The sequence below is a fragment of the Hylemonella sp. P2_B10 genome, assembly GCF_056404875.1.
Genome location: NZ_JBFUDE010000001.1, coordinates 285,075 through 299,917 on the forward strand (window position 1 = coordinate 285,075; position 14,843 = coordinate 299,917).

Sequence of the window (14,843 nt, forward strand, 5' to 3'; positions counted from 1 at the left end):
TAACGAATTTTTGAAGGACTGCGACGTGGCTGGACACAGTAAGTGGGCGAATATTCAACACCGCAAAGGTCGGCAGGATGAAAAGCGGGGCAAGATCTGGACCCGCATCATCCGCGAAATCACGGTGGCTGCCCGTGCTGGCGGCGGCGACCTGAGCGCCAACCCGCGCCTGCGCCTGGCGGTGGACAAGGCCAAGGCGGCCAATATGCCGGCCGACCGCATCAAGTACAACATCGACAAGGCCACCGGCAACCAGGAAGGCGTCAACTACGAGGAAATCCGCTACGAGGGTTACGGCATTTCCGGCGCGGCCATCATCGTAGACACCATGACCGACAACCACGTGCGCACCGTGGCTGACGTGCGCCACGCCTTCAGCAAGTACGGCGGCAACATGGGCACCAACGGTTCGGTGGCGTTCCAGTTCAAGCATTGCGGCCAGCTCATCTTCGCCCCCGGCACCAATGAGGACAAGCTGATGGAAGCGGCGCTGGAAGCCGGCGCCGAGGACGTCATCACCGACGACGACGGCGCCATCGAGGTGCTGACCGCCTACCCCGATTTCGAAGCGGTGAAGAACGCGCTGGAGGCCGCCGGCCTGAAGCCCGAGGTGGCCGGCGTGATCATGCGCCCGGACGTCACCATCGAGTTGACCGGCGACGATGCCGCCCGCATGCAAAAACTGTTGGACGTGCTGGAAGACCTGGACGACGTGCAAGAGGTCTACCACAACGCCGCGCTATGAAAGTACTGGTCGTAGGCGGCGGCGGCCGCGAGCATGCGCTGGCCTGGAAACTGGCGCAGTCGCCCCGGGTGCAGATGGTCTATGTGGCGCCGGGCAACGGCGGCACTGCCCGCGACGTGCGGCTGGTCAACGTGCCCATCACCGACGTCAAGGCGCTGCGTACCTGGGCCGAGGCGGAAAAAATTGGCTTGACGGTGGTTGGCCCCGAGGCGCCGCTGGCTGCGGGCATCGTGGACGAGTTCCGCGCCCATGGGCTGCGCATCTTCGGCCCCACGCAGGCGGCCGCGCAGCTGGAGAGCTCCAAGGCGTTTTCCAAAGCCTTCATGGCGCGCCACGGCATCCCCACGGCGGCGTTTGACACGTTTACCGATGCGGTGGCGGCGCATGCCTACATCGACAAGATAGGCGCCCCCATCGTCGTCAAGGCCGACGGCCTGGCGGCCGGCAAGGGGGTGGTGGTGGCCACAACGCTGGCCGAAGCCCATGCGGCGGTGGATTTCATGCTGTTGGACAACGCTTTGGGCGTGGCGCACAACGCCGGTGGCGCCCGCGTCGTCATTGAAGAGTTTCTCGAAGGCGAAGAGGCCAGTTTCATCGTCATCTGCGACGGCAAGGGGGCGTTGGCGTTGGCCACCAGCCAGGACCACAAACGCCTGCAGGACGACGACCAGGGCCCCAACACCGGTGGCATGGGCGCTTATTCACCAGCGCCGGTGGTCACGCCGCAGGTGCATGCGCGCGCCATGCGCGAGGTGATCCTGCCCACGCTGCGCGGTATGGAGGCCGACGGCATTCCCTACACCGGCTTCCTGTACGCCGGGCTGATGATCAGCCCGTCGGGCCAGGTGAAGACGCTGGAGTTCAACTGCCGCATGGGCGACCCGGAAACCCAGCCCATCCTGATGCGGCTGAAGACCGACCTGTTGGAGGTGATGCTCGCCGCCACTGAGACTGACCCCGATACCAAGCTGGAAGACCTGGAGCTGCAGTGGGACCGCCGCTGCGCCTTGGGTGTGGTGCTGGCTGCGCACGGCTACCCCTTGCACCCCCGCAAGGGTGACAGCATCACTGGCCTGCCGGCCGACCAGGATGACGCCATGGTGTTCCATGCCGCCACGTTGGGGCAAGGCGACAAGCTGCTGGCCACCGGTGGGCGCGTGCTGTGTGTGACGGCGCTGGCCGATAACGTGCGCCAGGCGCAGCAACGCGTCTACGACATGGTGCAGGGCATCCATTTCGACGGCATGCAGTACCGCCGCGACATTGGCCACCGCGCCGTCAAGGCCTGAAACAGACAAGGCAACACGGCGCATGCCCAGGGATTTCATGGACGACAAAGGGGCGCGGCAGCCGGCCGGGGGCGATTTCAGCCCGCCCTATGCGGTGCAATTCAAGGGCAGCCGGTTTGCGCGCTGGCTGATGCGTTGTGCGGGCTGGCGCGTGGTGTTTGATGGGCTGCCTGCCCTGCAAGGCGTGCTGGTGGCCTACCCCCATACCAGCAACTGGGATTTCGTGGTGGCGATGATGGCCAAGTGGAGCATTGGCGTGCCGGTGCATTTCTGGGCCAAGGATTCGCTGTTCCGCATCCCGCTGTTCGGGCGCTGGCTGGCCTGGCTGGGTGGCGTGGCGGTGCAGCGCACGGCGTCGGCCGGTGTGGTGGGGCAGGCGGTGGCGCTGCTTGAGCAGCAGCGCCGCGATGGGCAATTTTTCTGGCTGGGTCTGGCGCCCGAGGGCACGCGCAAGGCCATCCCGGGGTGGCGCAGCGGTTTTTACCGCACCGCCTTGCGCGCCGGCGTGCCTCTCGGGCTGGCGCAGCTGGACTATGGCAACAAGCAGGTGGTGGTGTCGTCCTTCATCATGCTCAGCGGGGATGAGGCGGCCGACATGGCGCGCATCGCCGCGTCCTACCAGGGCGTGCGCGGTTGTGTGCCGGCCAACGCGGCGCCTGTGGTGTTGCTGGACGCCTCCGTGCCGCGTTCGCAAACCGTAGTCAAATGACAACCATGGACACTCCCAACTCCCGCGTGGCGGTGGTCAAACCCTATTTGCTGGGTTTGCAGCAGCGCATCACCACGGCCATTGCTGCGTTGGACGGCAGCGCGGCTTTCCGGGTCGACGGCTGGCACAAGGCGCCGGGCGAGCCCTTGCAGGGCCATGGCATCACGCAGATCCTGGAGGGCGGCGCGGTGTTCGAGCGCGCCGGCTGTGGGTTTTCGCATGTCAAAGGCCCCAGGCTGCCGCCTTCGGCCACCCAGCACCGGCCCGAGCTGGCCGGCGCGCCGTTCGAGGCCATGGGCGTGTCGCTGGTGTTCCACCCGCGCAACCCGTACGCGCCCACGGTGCACATGAATGTGCGCATGCTGGCGGCCAACAACCCGCAGGGCGAAGAAGTTTGCTGGTTTGGTGGCGGCATGGATCTGACGCCGATCTACGGCTTTGAGGAAGATGCGGTGCACTTCCACCGCGCTTGCCGCGACGCTTTGGCCCCCTTTGGCGCCGACAAATACCCGCGCTTCAAGGCCTGGTGCGACGACTATTTCTACCTGAAGCACCGTGACGAGCAGCGCGGCATTGGCGGCATCTTCTTCGACGACTTTTCCGAAGGCGGCTTCGACAACAGCTTTGCCATGCTGTGTGCTGTGGCCGACGCCTTTCTGGGCGCCTACCTGCCGATCGCTGAAAGGCGCCACACCACGCCCTACGGCGAGCGCGAGCGCGCTTTCCAGCTGTACCGGCGCGGCCGCTATGTGGAATTCAACCTGGTGTGGGACCGTGGCACGCATTTTGGCCTGCAGTCGGGCGGGCGCACCGAGTCCATCCTGCTGTCCATGCCGCCGCTGGCCAGTTGGTCCTACCAGCACCAGCCAGAGCCGGGTTCGCCCGAGGCTGAGCTGTACACGCGCTTTCTGCCACGGCGGGACTGGCTTTGAGCATTCCCCTGCAGCGCCTGGGCGTGTTTGGGGGGGCTTTTGACCCGCCGCATTTGGCCCATGTGGCGTTGGCGCAACTGGCGCTGCGGCAATTGCGGCTGGATGCGTTGCGCATCTTCCCCACAGGCCATGCCTGGCACAAAAACCGGCCGCTGACCGCCGCCGAGCACCGGGTGGCCATGACCCGGCTGGCCTTTGCTGACCTGCCCCAGGTGGTGGTGGACGAGCGCGAAACCCACCGCGCCGGCCCCACCTACACGGTGGATACGCTGCGCGAACTGACCGCCGAGCACCCTGGTACGCAACTGTTCCTGCTGATGGGCGAGGACCAGGCGCTGGCGCTTCAAAGCTGGCACGAATGGCGGGAAGTGGTGCGGCTTGCTATAATTTGCGTAGCTGAACGGGAAGATGCCGTCAAAAGCCCCGCCGCTGTAAGCCTCCGGTTTTCCCCACCGGCCGGGCTGGAAGCGCGGTTCAGCCGGCTGTTGTTGCCGGCCATGCCGGTCAGCGCCACCGAAATACGCTCCCATATCGCGCACGACAGCGGTTCCGCCCCTATGGTGGCCGAGCCCGTTGCGCGCTATATTGCGCTTCATCACCTCTACCAAACCGCCGCTTGATGACTACTGAAACCGCCGCCAAAAAAGACATCCAAAAACTTCAGCGCGCCATTGTGGATGGCCTGGAAGACGTGAAAGCCCAGGACATCCAGGTTTTCAACACCGAGCACCTGACCGCCTTGTTTGAGCGCGTCATCGTCGCCTCCGGCACGTCCAACCGCCAGACCAAGGCGCTGGCCGCCAGCGTGCGCGACGCAGTGCGCGACAGCGGCTTTGCCAAGCCACGGGTGGAGGGTGAGGAAAACGGCGAGTGGATCATCGTGGACTGTGGCCAGGCGGTGGTGCACATCATGCAACCCGGCATTCGCCAGTATTACCACCTGGAAGAGCTGTGGGGCGAAAAGCCGGTGCGCATCAAATTCGGCGCCGACAAGCCCCTGCCCAAGGCCGAGAGCGCCAAGGCCCCGGCGACGCCGGCCAAGAAGCCGGTGGGCGAGAGTCTGCGCCGCACCAGTGCTGCCAAGAAGGGCGTGGAAGAGGCTTACCCCTCCAAGGCCGCATTGAAGAAGGCGGCCGCCAAGGCCGCGCCCGCCAAAGCCGCGGCCAAGAAGACCGCCGCCAGGAAGGCGCCGGCCAAATCGGCAGCCAGGCCGGCCGGCAAAACGGCGGCCAAGCCAGCCGTCAAAACAGCCGCAAAGGCCCCCGCCAAGAAGACTGCGGCAAGGTAATTTGCCTCCCGTGTGAAGCTGCTGATTGTCGCCGTAGGCCTGCGTGTACCCGACTGGGCGCAGACCGCCTGGGACGACTACGCCAAACGCTTTCCACCTGAACTGAAGGTGGAGCTGAAGGCGGTGAAGACTGAGCCGCGCGGCTCCAAATCTCTGGAAACCCTGTACGCCGCCGAGCGCGAGCGCATTGAGGGCGCTATTCCCAAGGGCTGCCGCATCGTGGCGCTCGACGAGCGCGGCACGGCCGTCACCACCAAGGCGCTGGCCACCCGGCTGACCGACTGGCAGTTGAGCGGTGACGACGTCGCGCTGGTGATCGGCGGGCCGGACGGGCTGGACCCGGCGTTCAAGCAAGCCGCGCATGAGCGGATCCGCCTGTCGGACCTGACACTGCCGCACGCCTTTGCCAGGGTGTTGCTGATTGAGCAGTTGTACCGCGCCTGGTCGGTCAACGCCCACCATCCCTACCATCGTGAATGACACCCCGTGAGTGATTTCATCTACCTCGCTTCGCAAAGTCCGCGCCGCCGCCAGTTGCTGGAGCAATTGGGCGTGCGCTTCGAGCTGTTGCTGCCTGACGCGGGCGAAGACACCGAAAGCCTGGAGGCCGTGCGCCCCGGCGAGGCACCGTCCACCTATGTGGCCCGCGTCACCGGCCTGAAGCTGGACGCCGCCTTGCAGCGCCTGAAGCGGCGCGGCCTGCCGCCGGCGCCCGTGCTGTGTTCGGACACCACGGTGGCGCTGGGCCGGCGCATCTATGGCAAGCCGCAGGATGCGATGGATGCCAGGCGCATGCTGGGCGAACTGGCCGGCATCACCCACAGCGTGCTGACCGCCGTGGCACTGGGCAGTGCACGAAAGCGCGTGGCCGGCTTGAGCCGCTCGCGCGTGCGCTTCGCCCCCATGACGGCCAAACAGATAGCGACCTACGTGGCCAGTGGCGAGCCATTGGGCAAGGCTGGCGCCTACGCCATCCAGGGGCGTGCCGCCGCGTATATTTCACACATCAGCGGCTCATACACTGGCATCATGGGCCTGCCGGTGTATGAGACGGTGCAGTTGCTGCAACAGTTCGGCTACAAGGTTTGAGCAAGGCCCCACACGCTATGCAAGAAGACATCTTGATCAACTGGTCCCCGCAGGAGACGCGCGTGGCCGTGGTGGAAAACGGCGCCTTGCAGGAGCTGCACGTGGAGCGCACGCTGGAGCGCGGCCTGGTGGGCAACGTCTACCTGGGCAAGGTGGCGCGGGTGCTGCCGGGCATGCAGTCGGCCTTCATCGACATTGGGCTGGAGCGCGCCGCCTTCCTGCACGTGGCCGATGTGTGGCACCGCCAGCCCGATGGCGAGGCCCCCGGCATGGTGCGCGGCAGCCAGCCCGCGGTGCCGATAGAAAAACAGATCTTCGAGGGCCAGGCGCTGATGGTGCAGGTCATCAAGGACCCGATAGGCACCAAGGGCGCGCGCCTGTCCACGCAGATGAGCATTGCGGGGCGCCTGCTGGTGTTCCTGCCGCAGGACGACCATGTGGGCGTGTCGCAAAAGATCCCGTCCGACCAGCGCGACGAGCTGCGCGCTCGCCTGCAGCGCCTGGTGGGCGAGCAGGGCGGAGGATTCATCCTGCGCACCAACGGCGAAGACGCCAGCGACGAGGAGCTGGCCGACGACATCGCCTACCTGCGCAAGGCCTGGGCCCGCATCAAGGAGGCGTCCACCCGGCTGCCGGCGATGTCGCTGCTGCACCAGGACTTGAACCTGTTGCAGCGCGTGTTGCGCGATCTGGCTGGCGACAGCACGCAGAGCATACGGGTCGATTCGCGCGAGCAGCACGACTTGCTGGCGGCCTTTGGGCAAGAGTTCATGCCGGCCACCGCCGCCAAGCTGCAACTCTACAAAGGCGAGCGGCCTATTTTTGATTTGTTCAGCATCGACGAGGAGCTGGCCAAGGCGCTGGCGCGCCGGGTGGAGCTGAAATCCGGCGGCTACCTGATTGTTGACCAGACCGAGGCGCTGACCACGGTGGACGTCAACACCGGCGGCTTCGTCGGCGCGCGCAATTTCGACGACACCATTTTCAAGACCAACCTGGAGGCGGCGCAGGCCATTGCCCGCCAGCTGCGCTTGCGCAACCTGGGCGGCATCATCATCGTCGACTTCATCGACATGGCGCGCGAGGACCACCGCGACGCCGTGCTGGCCGAATTCCGCAAGCAGCTGGCGCGCGACCGCGTGAAGACCATGGCGGCCGGCTTCTCGCAGCTGGGCCTGGTGGAGATGACGCGCAAGCGCACCCGCGAGTCGCTGGCCCACATGCTGTGCGAGCCCTGCGCGTCGTGCCAGGGGCGCGGCATCGTCAAGACCGCGCGCACGGTGGCCTATGACATCCTGCGCGAGATCTTGCGCGAGGCGCGCCAATTCAACCCGCGCGAGTTCCGCATCATCGCCTCGCCCAAGGTCATCGAGCTGTTCCTGGACGAGGAAAGCCAGCACCTGGCGGGCCTCTCCGAATTCATCGGCAAGCCGGTCTCATTGCAAAGCGAGGGCGCGATGGCGCAGGAGCAGTACGATATCGTCCTGCTGTGACAATACACTCATAACGTCGTTGCCCCGCGGCTTCTGAGCCGCTGCCCGCATGCCCAGCCCTCGCACCGCCAACCCATCGCCGATACCGATACTGACTTACCACCAGATCGACCTGGCACCACCCAAGGGCGCACCGTTTCGCAGCCTGTATGTGGCGCCGGCCGCCTTTGCGCGGCAAATGGCCTGGTTGAAGCTGCTGGGCTACACCGGCCTGTCCATGTCGGCTTTGCAGCCCTACCTGAGCGGCGAGCGCCGGGGCAGGGTGGTGGGCCTGACATTTGACGACGGCTATGTGAACAACCTGACGCATGCGCTGCCGGTGCTGCGCCGCCACGGCTTTTCCGCCACCTGCTACGGCGTCAGCCAGTTGCTGGGGCAGACCAATGTGTGGGACCGCGACGTCGGCATTCCCCCCGCAGCGCTGATGACGGCCGAGCAATTGCGCGCCTGGGTGGCCGGCGGCCAGGAACTGGGCGCCCATACCCGCTACCATGCGCACCTGAACCAGTGCGACGCGGCGCAGAGTGAAGCAGAGATTGCCGGGTGCAAGGCCGAGCTGGAAGCGGCCGTGGACGCGCCGGTGACGCAGTTCTGCTACCCCTATGGTGAATTCAGCGCGGCCCACACCAGCCAGGTGCAGGCGGCCGGCTACCAGGCCGCCACCACCACGGTGCGCGGGCGTTGCCATGCCGGCGCCGACCCGCTGCGCCTGCCGCGTGTGCCGGTACTGCGCTCCACCACCTTGGCCACGCTGTGGCTGAAGCTGGCCACCGCCTACGAGGACCGGCGCAGCCAGCCATGATGAACAGCCCTGGCAGCGGTGACACCGGTGAGGCCCCGCAGGCCCCTCGCGGGCCGCGCCTGCGCATCGCGGTGCTGAACCGGGTGTTTTCCAACACCGGCGGCGGTGCCGAGCGCTATTCCATCGCGCTGGTGGAACAGCTGGCGCAGCGCCACGACATCCACGTGTTCGCCCAGCGCATCGACCACCACTGGCCCGGCGTCACCTACCACAGCGTGTCCAACCCCATGACCAAATCGGGCTGGATCAACCAGCTGTGGTACGCCACGCTGACCTGGTGGATGACGCGCAAGGGCTTTGACATCGTGCACTCGCACGAGAACACCTGGCATGGCCAGGTGCAGACCGCGCATGTGCTGCCGGTCAAGTACAACCTGCTGCAAGGGCGCGCCGGCTTGCGCCTGGTGCTGGGCTGGCTGAAGGTGCTGGCCAGCCCGCGCCTGACGGCTTATGTGTGGCTGGAACACCTGCGCTTTGCGCCGCACAAGCAGCGCGCGGTGATCGCCGCCTCGCCCAGCCTGGCCGACATGATCGCCCAGGCCTTCCCCAATGCAGTGTCGCTGATCAATGTGCTGACCCCCGGGGTGGACAAGGTCAGCGGCCCGCCCAGCCGCAACGAGCAGTTGGCCGCCCGCGTGCGCCTGGGCCTGCCGCCCAGCGGCCGCTGCATCCTGCTGGTGGGGAACGATTACCGAAAGAAGGGCCTGGGCACGTTGATCGACGCGCTGCCGGACCTGACGGGCAGCACCTTCGTGGCGGTGGTGGGCAACCCGTCGCAAAAATACACCTTCCGCGAGCAGGCCAAGGCGCTGGGCGTGGAGTCGCGCGTGTACTTCCTGGGCTCGCGCAAGGACCTGGGCGAGTCCTACCGCGCCGCCGACTGCCTGGCCCACCCGACGCAGGAGGACACCTTCGCCATGGTGGTGCTGGAGGCGATGGCGCACGGCATCCCCGTGGTGGTGAGCCAGGAGCGCTATTGCGGCATCGCCGGCCTGCTGGATGACGGCCAGAACGCGCTGATCCTGAACGACCCCACCGACCACCGTGAGCTGGGTGCCAAGCTGCGCCGTGTGCTGGAAGAGGTGTCGTTGCGCGAGCGCATGATCCTGCAGTCGCTGAGCTTTGCCCGTTCACACCAGTGGGCCGGCATTGCCGAGCGGCAGGAGGCCATCTACCAGGCGTTGCGGCCGCGTGCGTCGGTCTGAGCTGTCAGAACGACACTGAGCGACAGGCGGGCAGGCTAAGCCAGCATGGCCTGCGGCGCCGATTGGGATGCTGGGGGTGAGCTGTGCAACCCCAGCCGGTACAGCCGCGCATAGTGCCCGTCCTGCGCCAACAGGGCTTCGTGGGTGCCGATCTCCACGATGCGGCCGGCCTCCATCACCACGATGCGGTTGGCGTGCTGCACGGTGGACAGGCGGTGGGCGATCACCAGCGTGGTGCGGTTTTGCATCAGCGTGTGCAGCGCGTCCTGCACCGCGCGCTCGGATTCCGAGTCCAGTGCCGAGGTGGCCTCGTCCAAAATCAGCACCGGCGCGTCCTTGTACATGGCGCGGGCGATGGCCAGACGCTGGCGCTGGCCGCCTGACAATTCCATCGCGTTGTGCCCCAGCAGGCTGTCCATGCCCTGAGGCAGGTCGGCCACCATGCGCTCCAGGTGGGCCAGTTTCAGGCAATGCGCCACCCGCTCGCGGTCCAGCGGCTGGCCCAGCGCCACGTTGTCGGCCAGGCTGGCGTTGAGCATCACCACATGCTGGCTGACCAGCGCAAACTGTTTGCGCAGCGCGTCCACCTGCCAGTCGCGCAACTCGTGCCCATCCAGCGTCACAGAGCCGCTGGACAGCTCGATGAAGCGCGGCAGCAGGTTCACCAGCGTGGTCTTGCCGGCCCCCGAGGCGCCCACCAGGGCCACGGTTTCGCCGGGCTCTATGCTCAGGGTGATGTCGTGCAGCGCCGGCTCGGCATCCTGCTTGTAGGCCAGGCCGGCGTGGCTGAACACAATGCGGCCCTGCGCCCGATCCAGCGCCACCGTGCCGCCGGTTTCCTCCGGGGTGTGGTCGATCAGGTCAAAGCCGCGCTCCAGCGCCGCCAGGCCGCGCGTGATGGGGCTGGCCACCTCGGACAGGTGCTTGATCGGTGCCACCAGCATCAGCATGGCGGTGACGAAGGACACAAAAGCACCCACCGAGTTGGAGCCGGTCTCGCTCTGCACCAGTGCCACCGAGATCACCGCCGACAGGGCCACCGCCGCCAGCATCTGTGTCATCGGCGTCATGGCCGCCGACGCGGTGGTGGACTTGACCGACAGCCGGCGCAGCGACTCGCTCAGGCGGCCGAAGCGGCCGATCTGCGCTGCCTGGGCGGCATGCAGGCGGATGTCGCGGTGCGCCAGCACGTTTTCTTCCACCACGTAGGCCAACTCGTCGGTGGCGTCCTGGCTTTGCTTGGTGATGCGGTACAGCCGGCGCGACAGCACCTGCATGACAAAGGCCACGGCCGGGAACAGGCAGGCCACGATCAGCGTCAGCTTCCAGTTCAGGAACAGCAGGTAGCCCACCAGCGCGGCCAGTGTCAGGCTGTCGCGCGCCAGCGTCATCAGTGAATTCATCAGCAGCGTGGCACCGTTCTGGATCTCGTACACCACGGTGTTGGCCAACGAGCTGGCATTGGTGCTGGTGTACAGCGGCAGGTGGGCCGACAGCATCTTGCGAAACAGCGCCTGGCGCAGGTTCATCAGACCGTTGTTGGTGATCTTGGCCAGCGCCAGTTGGGCCACGAAGCCGGCGAAGCCGCGCACACCAAACAGCAGCAACAGGCTGGCCGGGATCAGCCACAGGTCGATGTCGCCCTTCTGGAAGCCGTGATCCAGCAGCGGCTTGAGCAGGCCCGGGATCATGGGCTCGGTGGCGGCGGCAATCACCGTGGCGGTGATGCCGAACACCAGGAAGCGGCGCGACTGGCGGAAATACGGCCAGGCGCGCAACAGGCGGCTCAGCAGGCTGGCGTTGGGCGGCTGGACTGGCTTGGCTTCGGGCGGCACGGCGCTCATGAGGGCTGGGGAGAGTTCACGCCCCCACTGTAGCCGGATTCCGCCGTGCCTCCGCGCAAGCCCAAAACCAGCAAAACCCCCAGGGTGACGCAGAAAAAGTCGCCAATCAGCGCGTCAAACAGCGTGGAGTTCAGCATGCAGGCGGCCAGCAGCGCCACCGCCACCGACAGCAGCGCACGCTGGTGGGCGGGCGCCATGCGTCGCCCATCGCGCCACAGGCCCAGCATCAGGGCCGCGAAGGCGGCCATGCCCAGCACGCCCAGCTCCACCCCCCACAGCAGCAACTCCTGGTGCGGGTTGCGCACGCTGCGCTGGTCTTCCAGGCCAAAACCCGCGTCCAGCCGCAGGTATTGGCGGTTCCAGCTGCCAACGCCAAAGCCGGCCAAAGGGCGCTCGGCGATGGCTTGAACCGAGCGGCGCCAGAAGTTCAGCCGCTCGCCTGAGGACGAGCGCTCCACCATCTTGTGCTGGGGCGAATACGCGTGCAGTTCCTGCGCGGCGGCAGCGAAGCGTTCCCGTGCGCCGTCCGAAGCCGCCAGCACGCCGCAAAACGCCACGCCAGCCAGCACCAGCGCCGGCAGGCGCCAGCGACCGGGCGCCTCCCACAGCAAGGCCAGGCCGATCAGCAGGCCCATCACCAGGTAGCCGGTGCCGCCGTCCATCAGGACCAGCACATTGACCACCGCCAGCAGGCAGCCGGCCAGCGACAGCCAAAAGGCCGGGCGGCTACCCCACAGGGTACGGAAATGCCAGCACAGGGCGGCGAACACGGCGGTCATGATGGGTTGGTCCAGCCGGGTGGAAAACACCACGTCGGCATTCAGTGGACTGCGCGCCACCGCCCAGGGTAGCGGCACATGGGCGGCCAGCAGCCAGGAACTTGTCAGCAGAAAGGCTTGTCCCAGCATCCAGGCCACCAGGGCGACGCGGGCCTCGCGCGCGCTCCTGACCAGCCACAGCAACAGGGGGATCAAGATCAGTTTGCCGTGTTTTTCCAGCGCCAGCATGGCCTCGGGGATGGAAGCCGTGGTCCAGAAAAGGCTGAGCGCGAACAGCGCCAGCGCCCCAAAGGCGGCGCGCGCCGTATGGCTGGCCTCTGGCACCGCATCGGCGGGGCGCCGGCCGGGCCAGGCCGCCACCACCAGGGCAACGGCGAACAGCAGCAGCTTGGCCAGGGTGATCAGGGCAATCGGCAGGGCAACCGCGGCGGCCAGCAGGGCGATGCTGGCAAGCCGCAAACGGGGGGCAAATGTGGGCATGAATACAGGGCAGTGGCGCGCCATTATCCAGCCTGTGTGTGTACGCTCTGTCGCCGTTGCGGGATGGGATATGCTTGGAGCCCCCATGCCCCTACCCACCGCCCGGCTCAGCGTCGTCGTCATCACCCGCAACGAGGCGGCCAACATCGCCGAATGTCTGCGCTCGGTGGCTTTTGCCGACGAGCTGGTGGTGGTGGACAGCGGCAGCACCGACGACACCCGGACCATTGCCGCCAGCCTGGGCGCCCGGGTGGTGGAAACCACCGATTGGCCCGGTTTCGGGCCGCAGAAAAACCGTGCGCTGGATGAGGCCGGCGGCGACTGGGTGCTGTCGCTGGACGCCGACGAGCGCGTGCCGGCCGAGCTGGCCGAGCAGATCCGCCAGGCCATGGCCAGCGGCGCGCATGCCGCCTACGACATGCCGCGCCTGACGCAGTTTTGCGGCCAGTGGATACACCATTGCGGTTGGACGCCCGACCGCGTGCTGCGCCTGTTTCGCCGCGAGGCCGCCCGCTTCAGCGACGACCTGGTGCACGAGCGCGTGGTGACGCGCGCCGGCATCAGCCAGGGGCAACTTTCGGTTGCACTTTTACACTACAGTTACCCCACGCCGACGCACTACTGGCGCAAGCTGGAGCAGTATAGTCAGGCCTGGGCGCAGCAACGCCATGCCCGGGGCCAGACCACCTCGATGTCGCGCGCCGCTGCGGCGGCCGTGGTGGCCTTTGTACGCAGTTACATTTTCCGCCTGGGTTTTCTGGACGGCGCCATGGGCTTTGCCGTGTGCACCATGCAGGCGCAAGCCGCGTTTGGTAAATATTTCGCTTTGTATTGCTTGAACCGACACCATGATCAGCCTGAGTAATTGTTTGATGAACCGCGCCGGCCGCTGGCTGGCCGCCGCCGCATTGGGCCTGGCCCTGCTGCCCGCACAAGCCCAGTTCCGCGTCGAAGTGACCGGCGTGGGCACCACCCAAATGCCGATCGCCGTCGCCGCTTTCAAGGGCGAAGAGGGCGTGCCGCAGAAGATCGCCGCCATCATCCAGGCCGACCTGGAGCGCAGCGGCCAGTTCCGCAACATTGACACCAGCGGCGCGGCGTTGGACGAAACCAGCCGGCCCGATGTGTCGCCCTGGCGGCAAAAGGGCGCGGATTCGCTGGTGGTGGGCAGCGTCACCCGCCTGGCCGACGGCAGCTTCGACGTCCGTTTTCGCCTGTGGGACGTGGTGCGCATGCAAGACCTGGGCGGCCACAACTACCCCGTCACGCAGGGCGACCTGCGGCTGTCGGCGCACCGAATCGCCGACTACATTTACGAAAAGCTGACCGGCGACAAGGGCGTGTTTGCCACCCGCATCACCTACGTCACCAAGGCCGGCAACCGCTACAACCTGTGGATTGCCGACGCCGACGGCGAAAACGCGCAGTCGGCACTGAGCAGCGCCGAGCCCATCATCTCGCCGGCCTGGGCGCCCAACGGCACCCAGGTGGCTTACGTGTCCTTTGAGTCGCGCAAGCCGGTGGTGTATGTGCATGACGTGTTTGCCGGCAAGCGCCGGCTGGTGGCCAATTTCCGCGGCTCCAACAGCGCGCCGTCATGGTCGCCTGACGGCCGCACGCTGGCCATGACACTGAGCCGCGACGGCGGCTCGCAGCTGTACACGTTGGACGCCAGCGGGGGGGGCGAGCCGCGCCGGCTGTCGCAATCGGCCAGCATTGACACCGAGCCGCGCTTCTCGCCCGATGGCAAGAGCCTCTATTTCGTCAGCGACCGCAGCGGCGGCCCGCAGATCTACCGCATGCCGGCCGGCGGCGGCAACGCCGAGCGCGTGACCTTCGGCGGCGACTACAACGTGGATCCCGCCATCAGCCCGGACGGCCGTTGGCTGGCCTATGTGTCGCGCATACGCGGCGCCTTCAAGCTGCAGGTGATGGAACTGGCCAGTGGCACCGTGACCAGCCTGACCGACACCACTGCCGACGAGAGCCCCAGCTTCTCCCCCAACGGCCGGTTGATCGTCTACGCCACCCATGTGCAGGGCCGCGAGGCGCTGATGACCACCACGCTGGACGGCAAGCTGAAGGTGCGCCTGAGTGGCCAGAACGGCGACCTGCGTGAGCCGCACTGGGGCCCGTTCCGCGTGTTCGACAAGTGATCGGTACAAGATTTTTCTGTTCAAGGAGTGAT

15 protein-coding genes are annotated in these 14,843 nt (G+C 66.7%); 13 read left to right on the plus strand and 2 right to left on the minus strand.

All coding sequences use genetic code 11. From position 1 onward, the window contains the following. Window positions 1-25 precede the first annotated feature (25 nt). Genes AC1DX2_RS01360 through AC1DX2_RS01410 form a run of 11 tightly spaced genes read left to right on the plus strand, consistent with a single transcriptional unit; the run spans window position 26 to window position 9,552 of the window. Window positions 26-745, plus strand: a complete 720-nt coding sequence (locus AC1DX2_RS01360; RefSeq protein WP_477194484.1) for a YebC/PmpR family DNA-binding transcriptional regulator — start codon at window positions 26-28, stop codon at window positions 743-745. Next, window positions 742-2,034 carry a phosphoribosylamine--glycine ligase gene (purD, locus tag AC1DX2_RS01365; protein ID WP_477194485.1) on the plus strand — a complete coding sequence of 431 codons (1,293 nt, stop codon included), beginning with the start codon at window positions 742-744 and terminating at the stop codon, window positions 2,032-2,034. Before AC1DX2_RS01360 ends, purD begins: the two co-directional genes overlap by 4 nt. A gap of 22 nt (window positions 2,035-2,056) precedes the next feature. Continuing rightward, a complete protein-coding gene (locus tag AC1DX2_RS01370) occupies window positions 2,057-2,743 on the plus strand; it encodes a 1-acyl-sn-glycerol-3-phosphate acyltransferase (protein ID WP_477194486.1) in 687 nt (228 codons plus the stop codon). A gap of 5 nt (window positions 2,744-2,748) precedes the next feature. After that, entirely contained in the window at window positions 2,749-3,675 is a 927-nt protein-coding gene (hemF, locus tag AC1DX2_RS01375; protein ID WP_477194487.1) for an oxygen-dependent coproporphyrinogen oxidase, read from the plus strand. 2 nt (window positions 3,676-3,677) lie between these two features. Then, a complete protein-coding gene (gene nadD, locus AC1DX2_RS01380; protein WP_477195740.1) occupies window positions 3,678-4,295 on the plus strand; it encodes a nicotinate (nicotinamide) nucleotide adenylyltransferase in 618 nt (205 codons plus the stop codon). Further along, window positions 4,295-4,963, plus strand: a complete 669-nt coding sequence (gene rsfS, locus AC1DX2_RS01385; protein ID WP_477194488.1) for a ribosome silencing factor — start codon at window positions 4,295-4,297, stop codon at window positions 4,961-4,963. The genes nadD and rsfS overlap by 1 nt, the downstream gene beginning before the upstream one ends. A gap of 12 nt (window positions 4,964-4,975) precedes the next feature. Then, entirely contained in the window at window positions 4,976-5,443 is a 468-nt protein-coding gene (rlmH, locus tag AC1DX2_RS01390; RefSeq protein WP_477194489.1) for a 23S rRNA (pseudouridine(1915)-N(3))-methyltransferase RlmH, read from the plus strand. 6 nt (window positions 5,444-5,449) lie between these two features. Continuing rightward, window positions 5,450-6,052 carry a Maf family protein gene (locus AC1DX2_RS01395; protein ID WP_477194490.1) on the plus strand — a complete coding sequence of 201 codons (603 nt, stop codon included), beginning with the start codon at window positions 5,450-5,452 and terminating at the stop codon, window positions 6,050-6,052. 17 nt (window positions 6,053-6,069) lie between these two features. After that, the gene (gene rng / locus AC1DX2_RS01400; protein ID WP_477194491.1) at window positions 6,070-7,545 is read left to right on the plus strand and encodes a ribonuclease G; all 1,476 of its coding nucleotides are present in this window, start codon (window positions 6,070-6,072) and stop codon (window positions 7,543-7,545) included. A gap of 49 nt (window positions 7,546-7,594) precedes the next feature. Continuing rightward, on the plus strand, window positions 7,595-8,347 hold the full coding sequence (locus tag AC1DX2_RS01405) for a polysaccharide deacetylase family protein (RefSeq protein ID WP_477194492.1): 753 nt from the start codon (window positions 7,595-7,597) through the stop codon (window positions 8,345-8,347). Next, the gene (locus AC1DX2_RS01410) at window positions 8,344-9,552 is read left to right on the plus strand and encodes a glycosyltransferase family 4 protein (RefSeq protein WP_477194493.1); all 1,209 of its coding nucleotides are present in this window, start codon (window positions 8,344-8,346) and stop codon (window positions 9,550-9,552) included. The genes AC1DX2_RS01405 and AC1DX2_RS01410 overlap by 4 nt, the downstream gene beginning before the upstream one ends. A 35-nt stretch (window positions 9,553-9,587) precedes the next feature. Here AC1DX2_RS01410 and msbA read toward each other — a convergent pair whose 3' ends face one another. Both msbA and AC1DX2_RS01420 read right to left on the minus strand, forming a co-directional pair. Then, window positions 9,588-11,396: a lipid A export permease/ATP-binding protein MsbA gene (gene msbA, locus AC1DX2_RS01415; protein WP_477194494.1), complete on the minus strand. Its 1,809-nt coding sequence runs from the start codon at window positions 11,394-11,396 to the stop codon at window positions 9,588-9,590. Next, entirely contained in the window at window positions 11,393-12,655 is a 1,263-nt protein-coding gene (locus AC1DX2_RS01420) for an O-antigen ligase family protein (RefSeq protein WP_477194495.1), read from the minus strand. The genes msbA and AC1DX2_RS01420 overlap by 4 nt, the downstream gene beginning before the upstream one ends. 85 nt (window positions 12,656-12,740) lie before the next feature. Between AC1DX2_RS01420 and AC1DX2_RS01425 the strand changes: the two genes are divergently transcribed. Both AC1DX2_RS01425 and tolB read left to right on the plus strand, forming a co-directional pair. Then, complete coding sequence (locus AC1DX2_RS01425) at window positions 12,741-13,520, plus strand: glycosyltransferase family 2 protein (RefSeq protein ID WP_477194496.1); 780 nt, start codon at window positions 12,741-12,743, stop codon at window positions 13,518-13,520. A 7-nt stretch (window positions 13,521-13,527) separates the two neighbouring features. Continuing rightward, a complete protein-coding gene (gene tolB / locus AC1DX2_RS01430) occupies window positions 13,528-14,811 on the plus strand; it encodes a Tol-Pal system beta propeller repeat protein TolB (RefSeq protein ID WP_477194497.1) in 1,284 nt (427 codons plus the stop codon). Window positions 14,812-14,843 lie beyond the last annotated feature (32 nt).

What these genes read in the sequence shown, in the direction of transcription:
- hemF (WP_477194487.1), top strand. Translation starts at nt 2,749, where the DNA reads ATGGACACTCCCAACTCCCGCGTGGCGGTGGTCAAACCCTATTTGCTG.
- tolB (WP_477194497.1), top strand. Translation starts at nt 13,528, where the DNA reads ATGAACCGCGCCGGCCGCTGGCTGGCCGCCGCCGCATTGGGCCTGGCC.
- AC1DX2_RS01420 (WP_477194495.1), bottom strand. Translation starts at nt 12,655, where the DNA reads ATGCCCACATTTGCCCCCCGTTTGCGGCTTGCCAGCATCGCCCTGCTG.
- AC1DX2_RS01425 (WP_477194496.1), top strand. Translation starts at nt 12,741, where the DNA reads ATGCCCCTACCCACCGCCCGGCTCAGCGTCGTCGTCATCACCCGCAAC.
- rng (WP_477194491.1), top strand. Translation starts at nt 6,070, where the DNA reads ATGCAAGAAGACATCTTGATCAACTGGTCCCCGCAGGAGACGCGCGTG.
- AC1DX2_RS01405 (WP_477194492.1), top strand. Translation starts at nt 7,595, where the DNA reads ATGCCCAGCCCTCGCACCGCCAACCCATCGCCGATACCGATACTGACT.
- rsfS (WP_477194488.1), top strand. Translation starts at nt 4,295, where the DNA reads ATGACTACTGAAACCGCCGCCAAAAAAGACATCCAAAAACTTCAGCGC.
- AC1DX2_RS01410 (WP_477194493.1), top strand. Translation starts at nt 8,344, where the DNA reads ATGATGAACAGCCCTGGCAGCGGTGACACCGGTGAGGCCCCGCAGGCC.
- AC1DX2_RS01370 (WP_477194486.1), top strand. Translation starts at nt 2,057, where the DNA reads ATGCCCAGGGATTTCATGGACGACAAAGGGGCGCGGCAGCCGGCCGGG.
- msbA (WP_477194494.1), bottom strand. Translation starts at nt 11,396, where the DNA reads ATGAGCGCCGTGCCGCCCGAAGCCAAGCCAGTCCAGCCGCCCAACGCC.
- purD (WP_477194485.1), top strand. Translation starts at nt 742, where the DNA reads ATGAAAGTACTGGTCGTAGGCGGCGGCGGCCGCGAGCATGCGCTGGCC.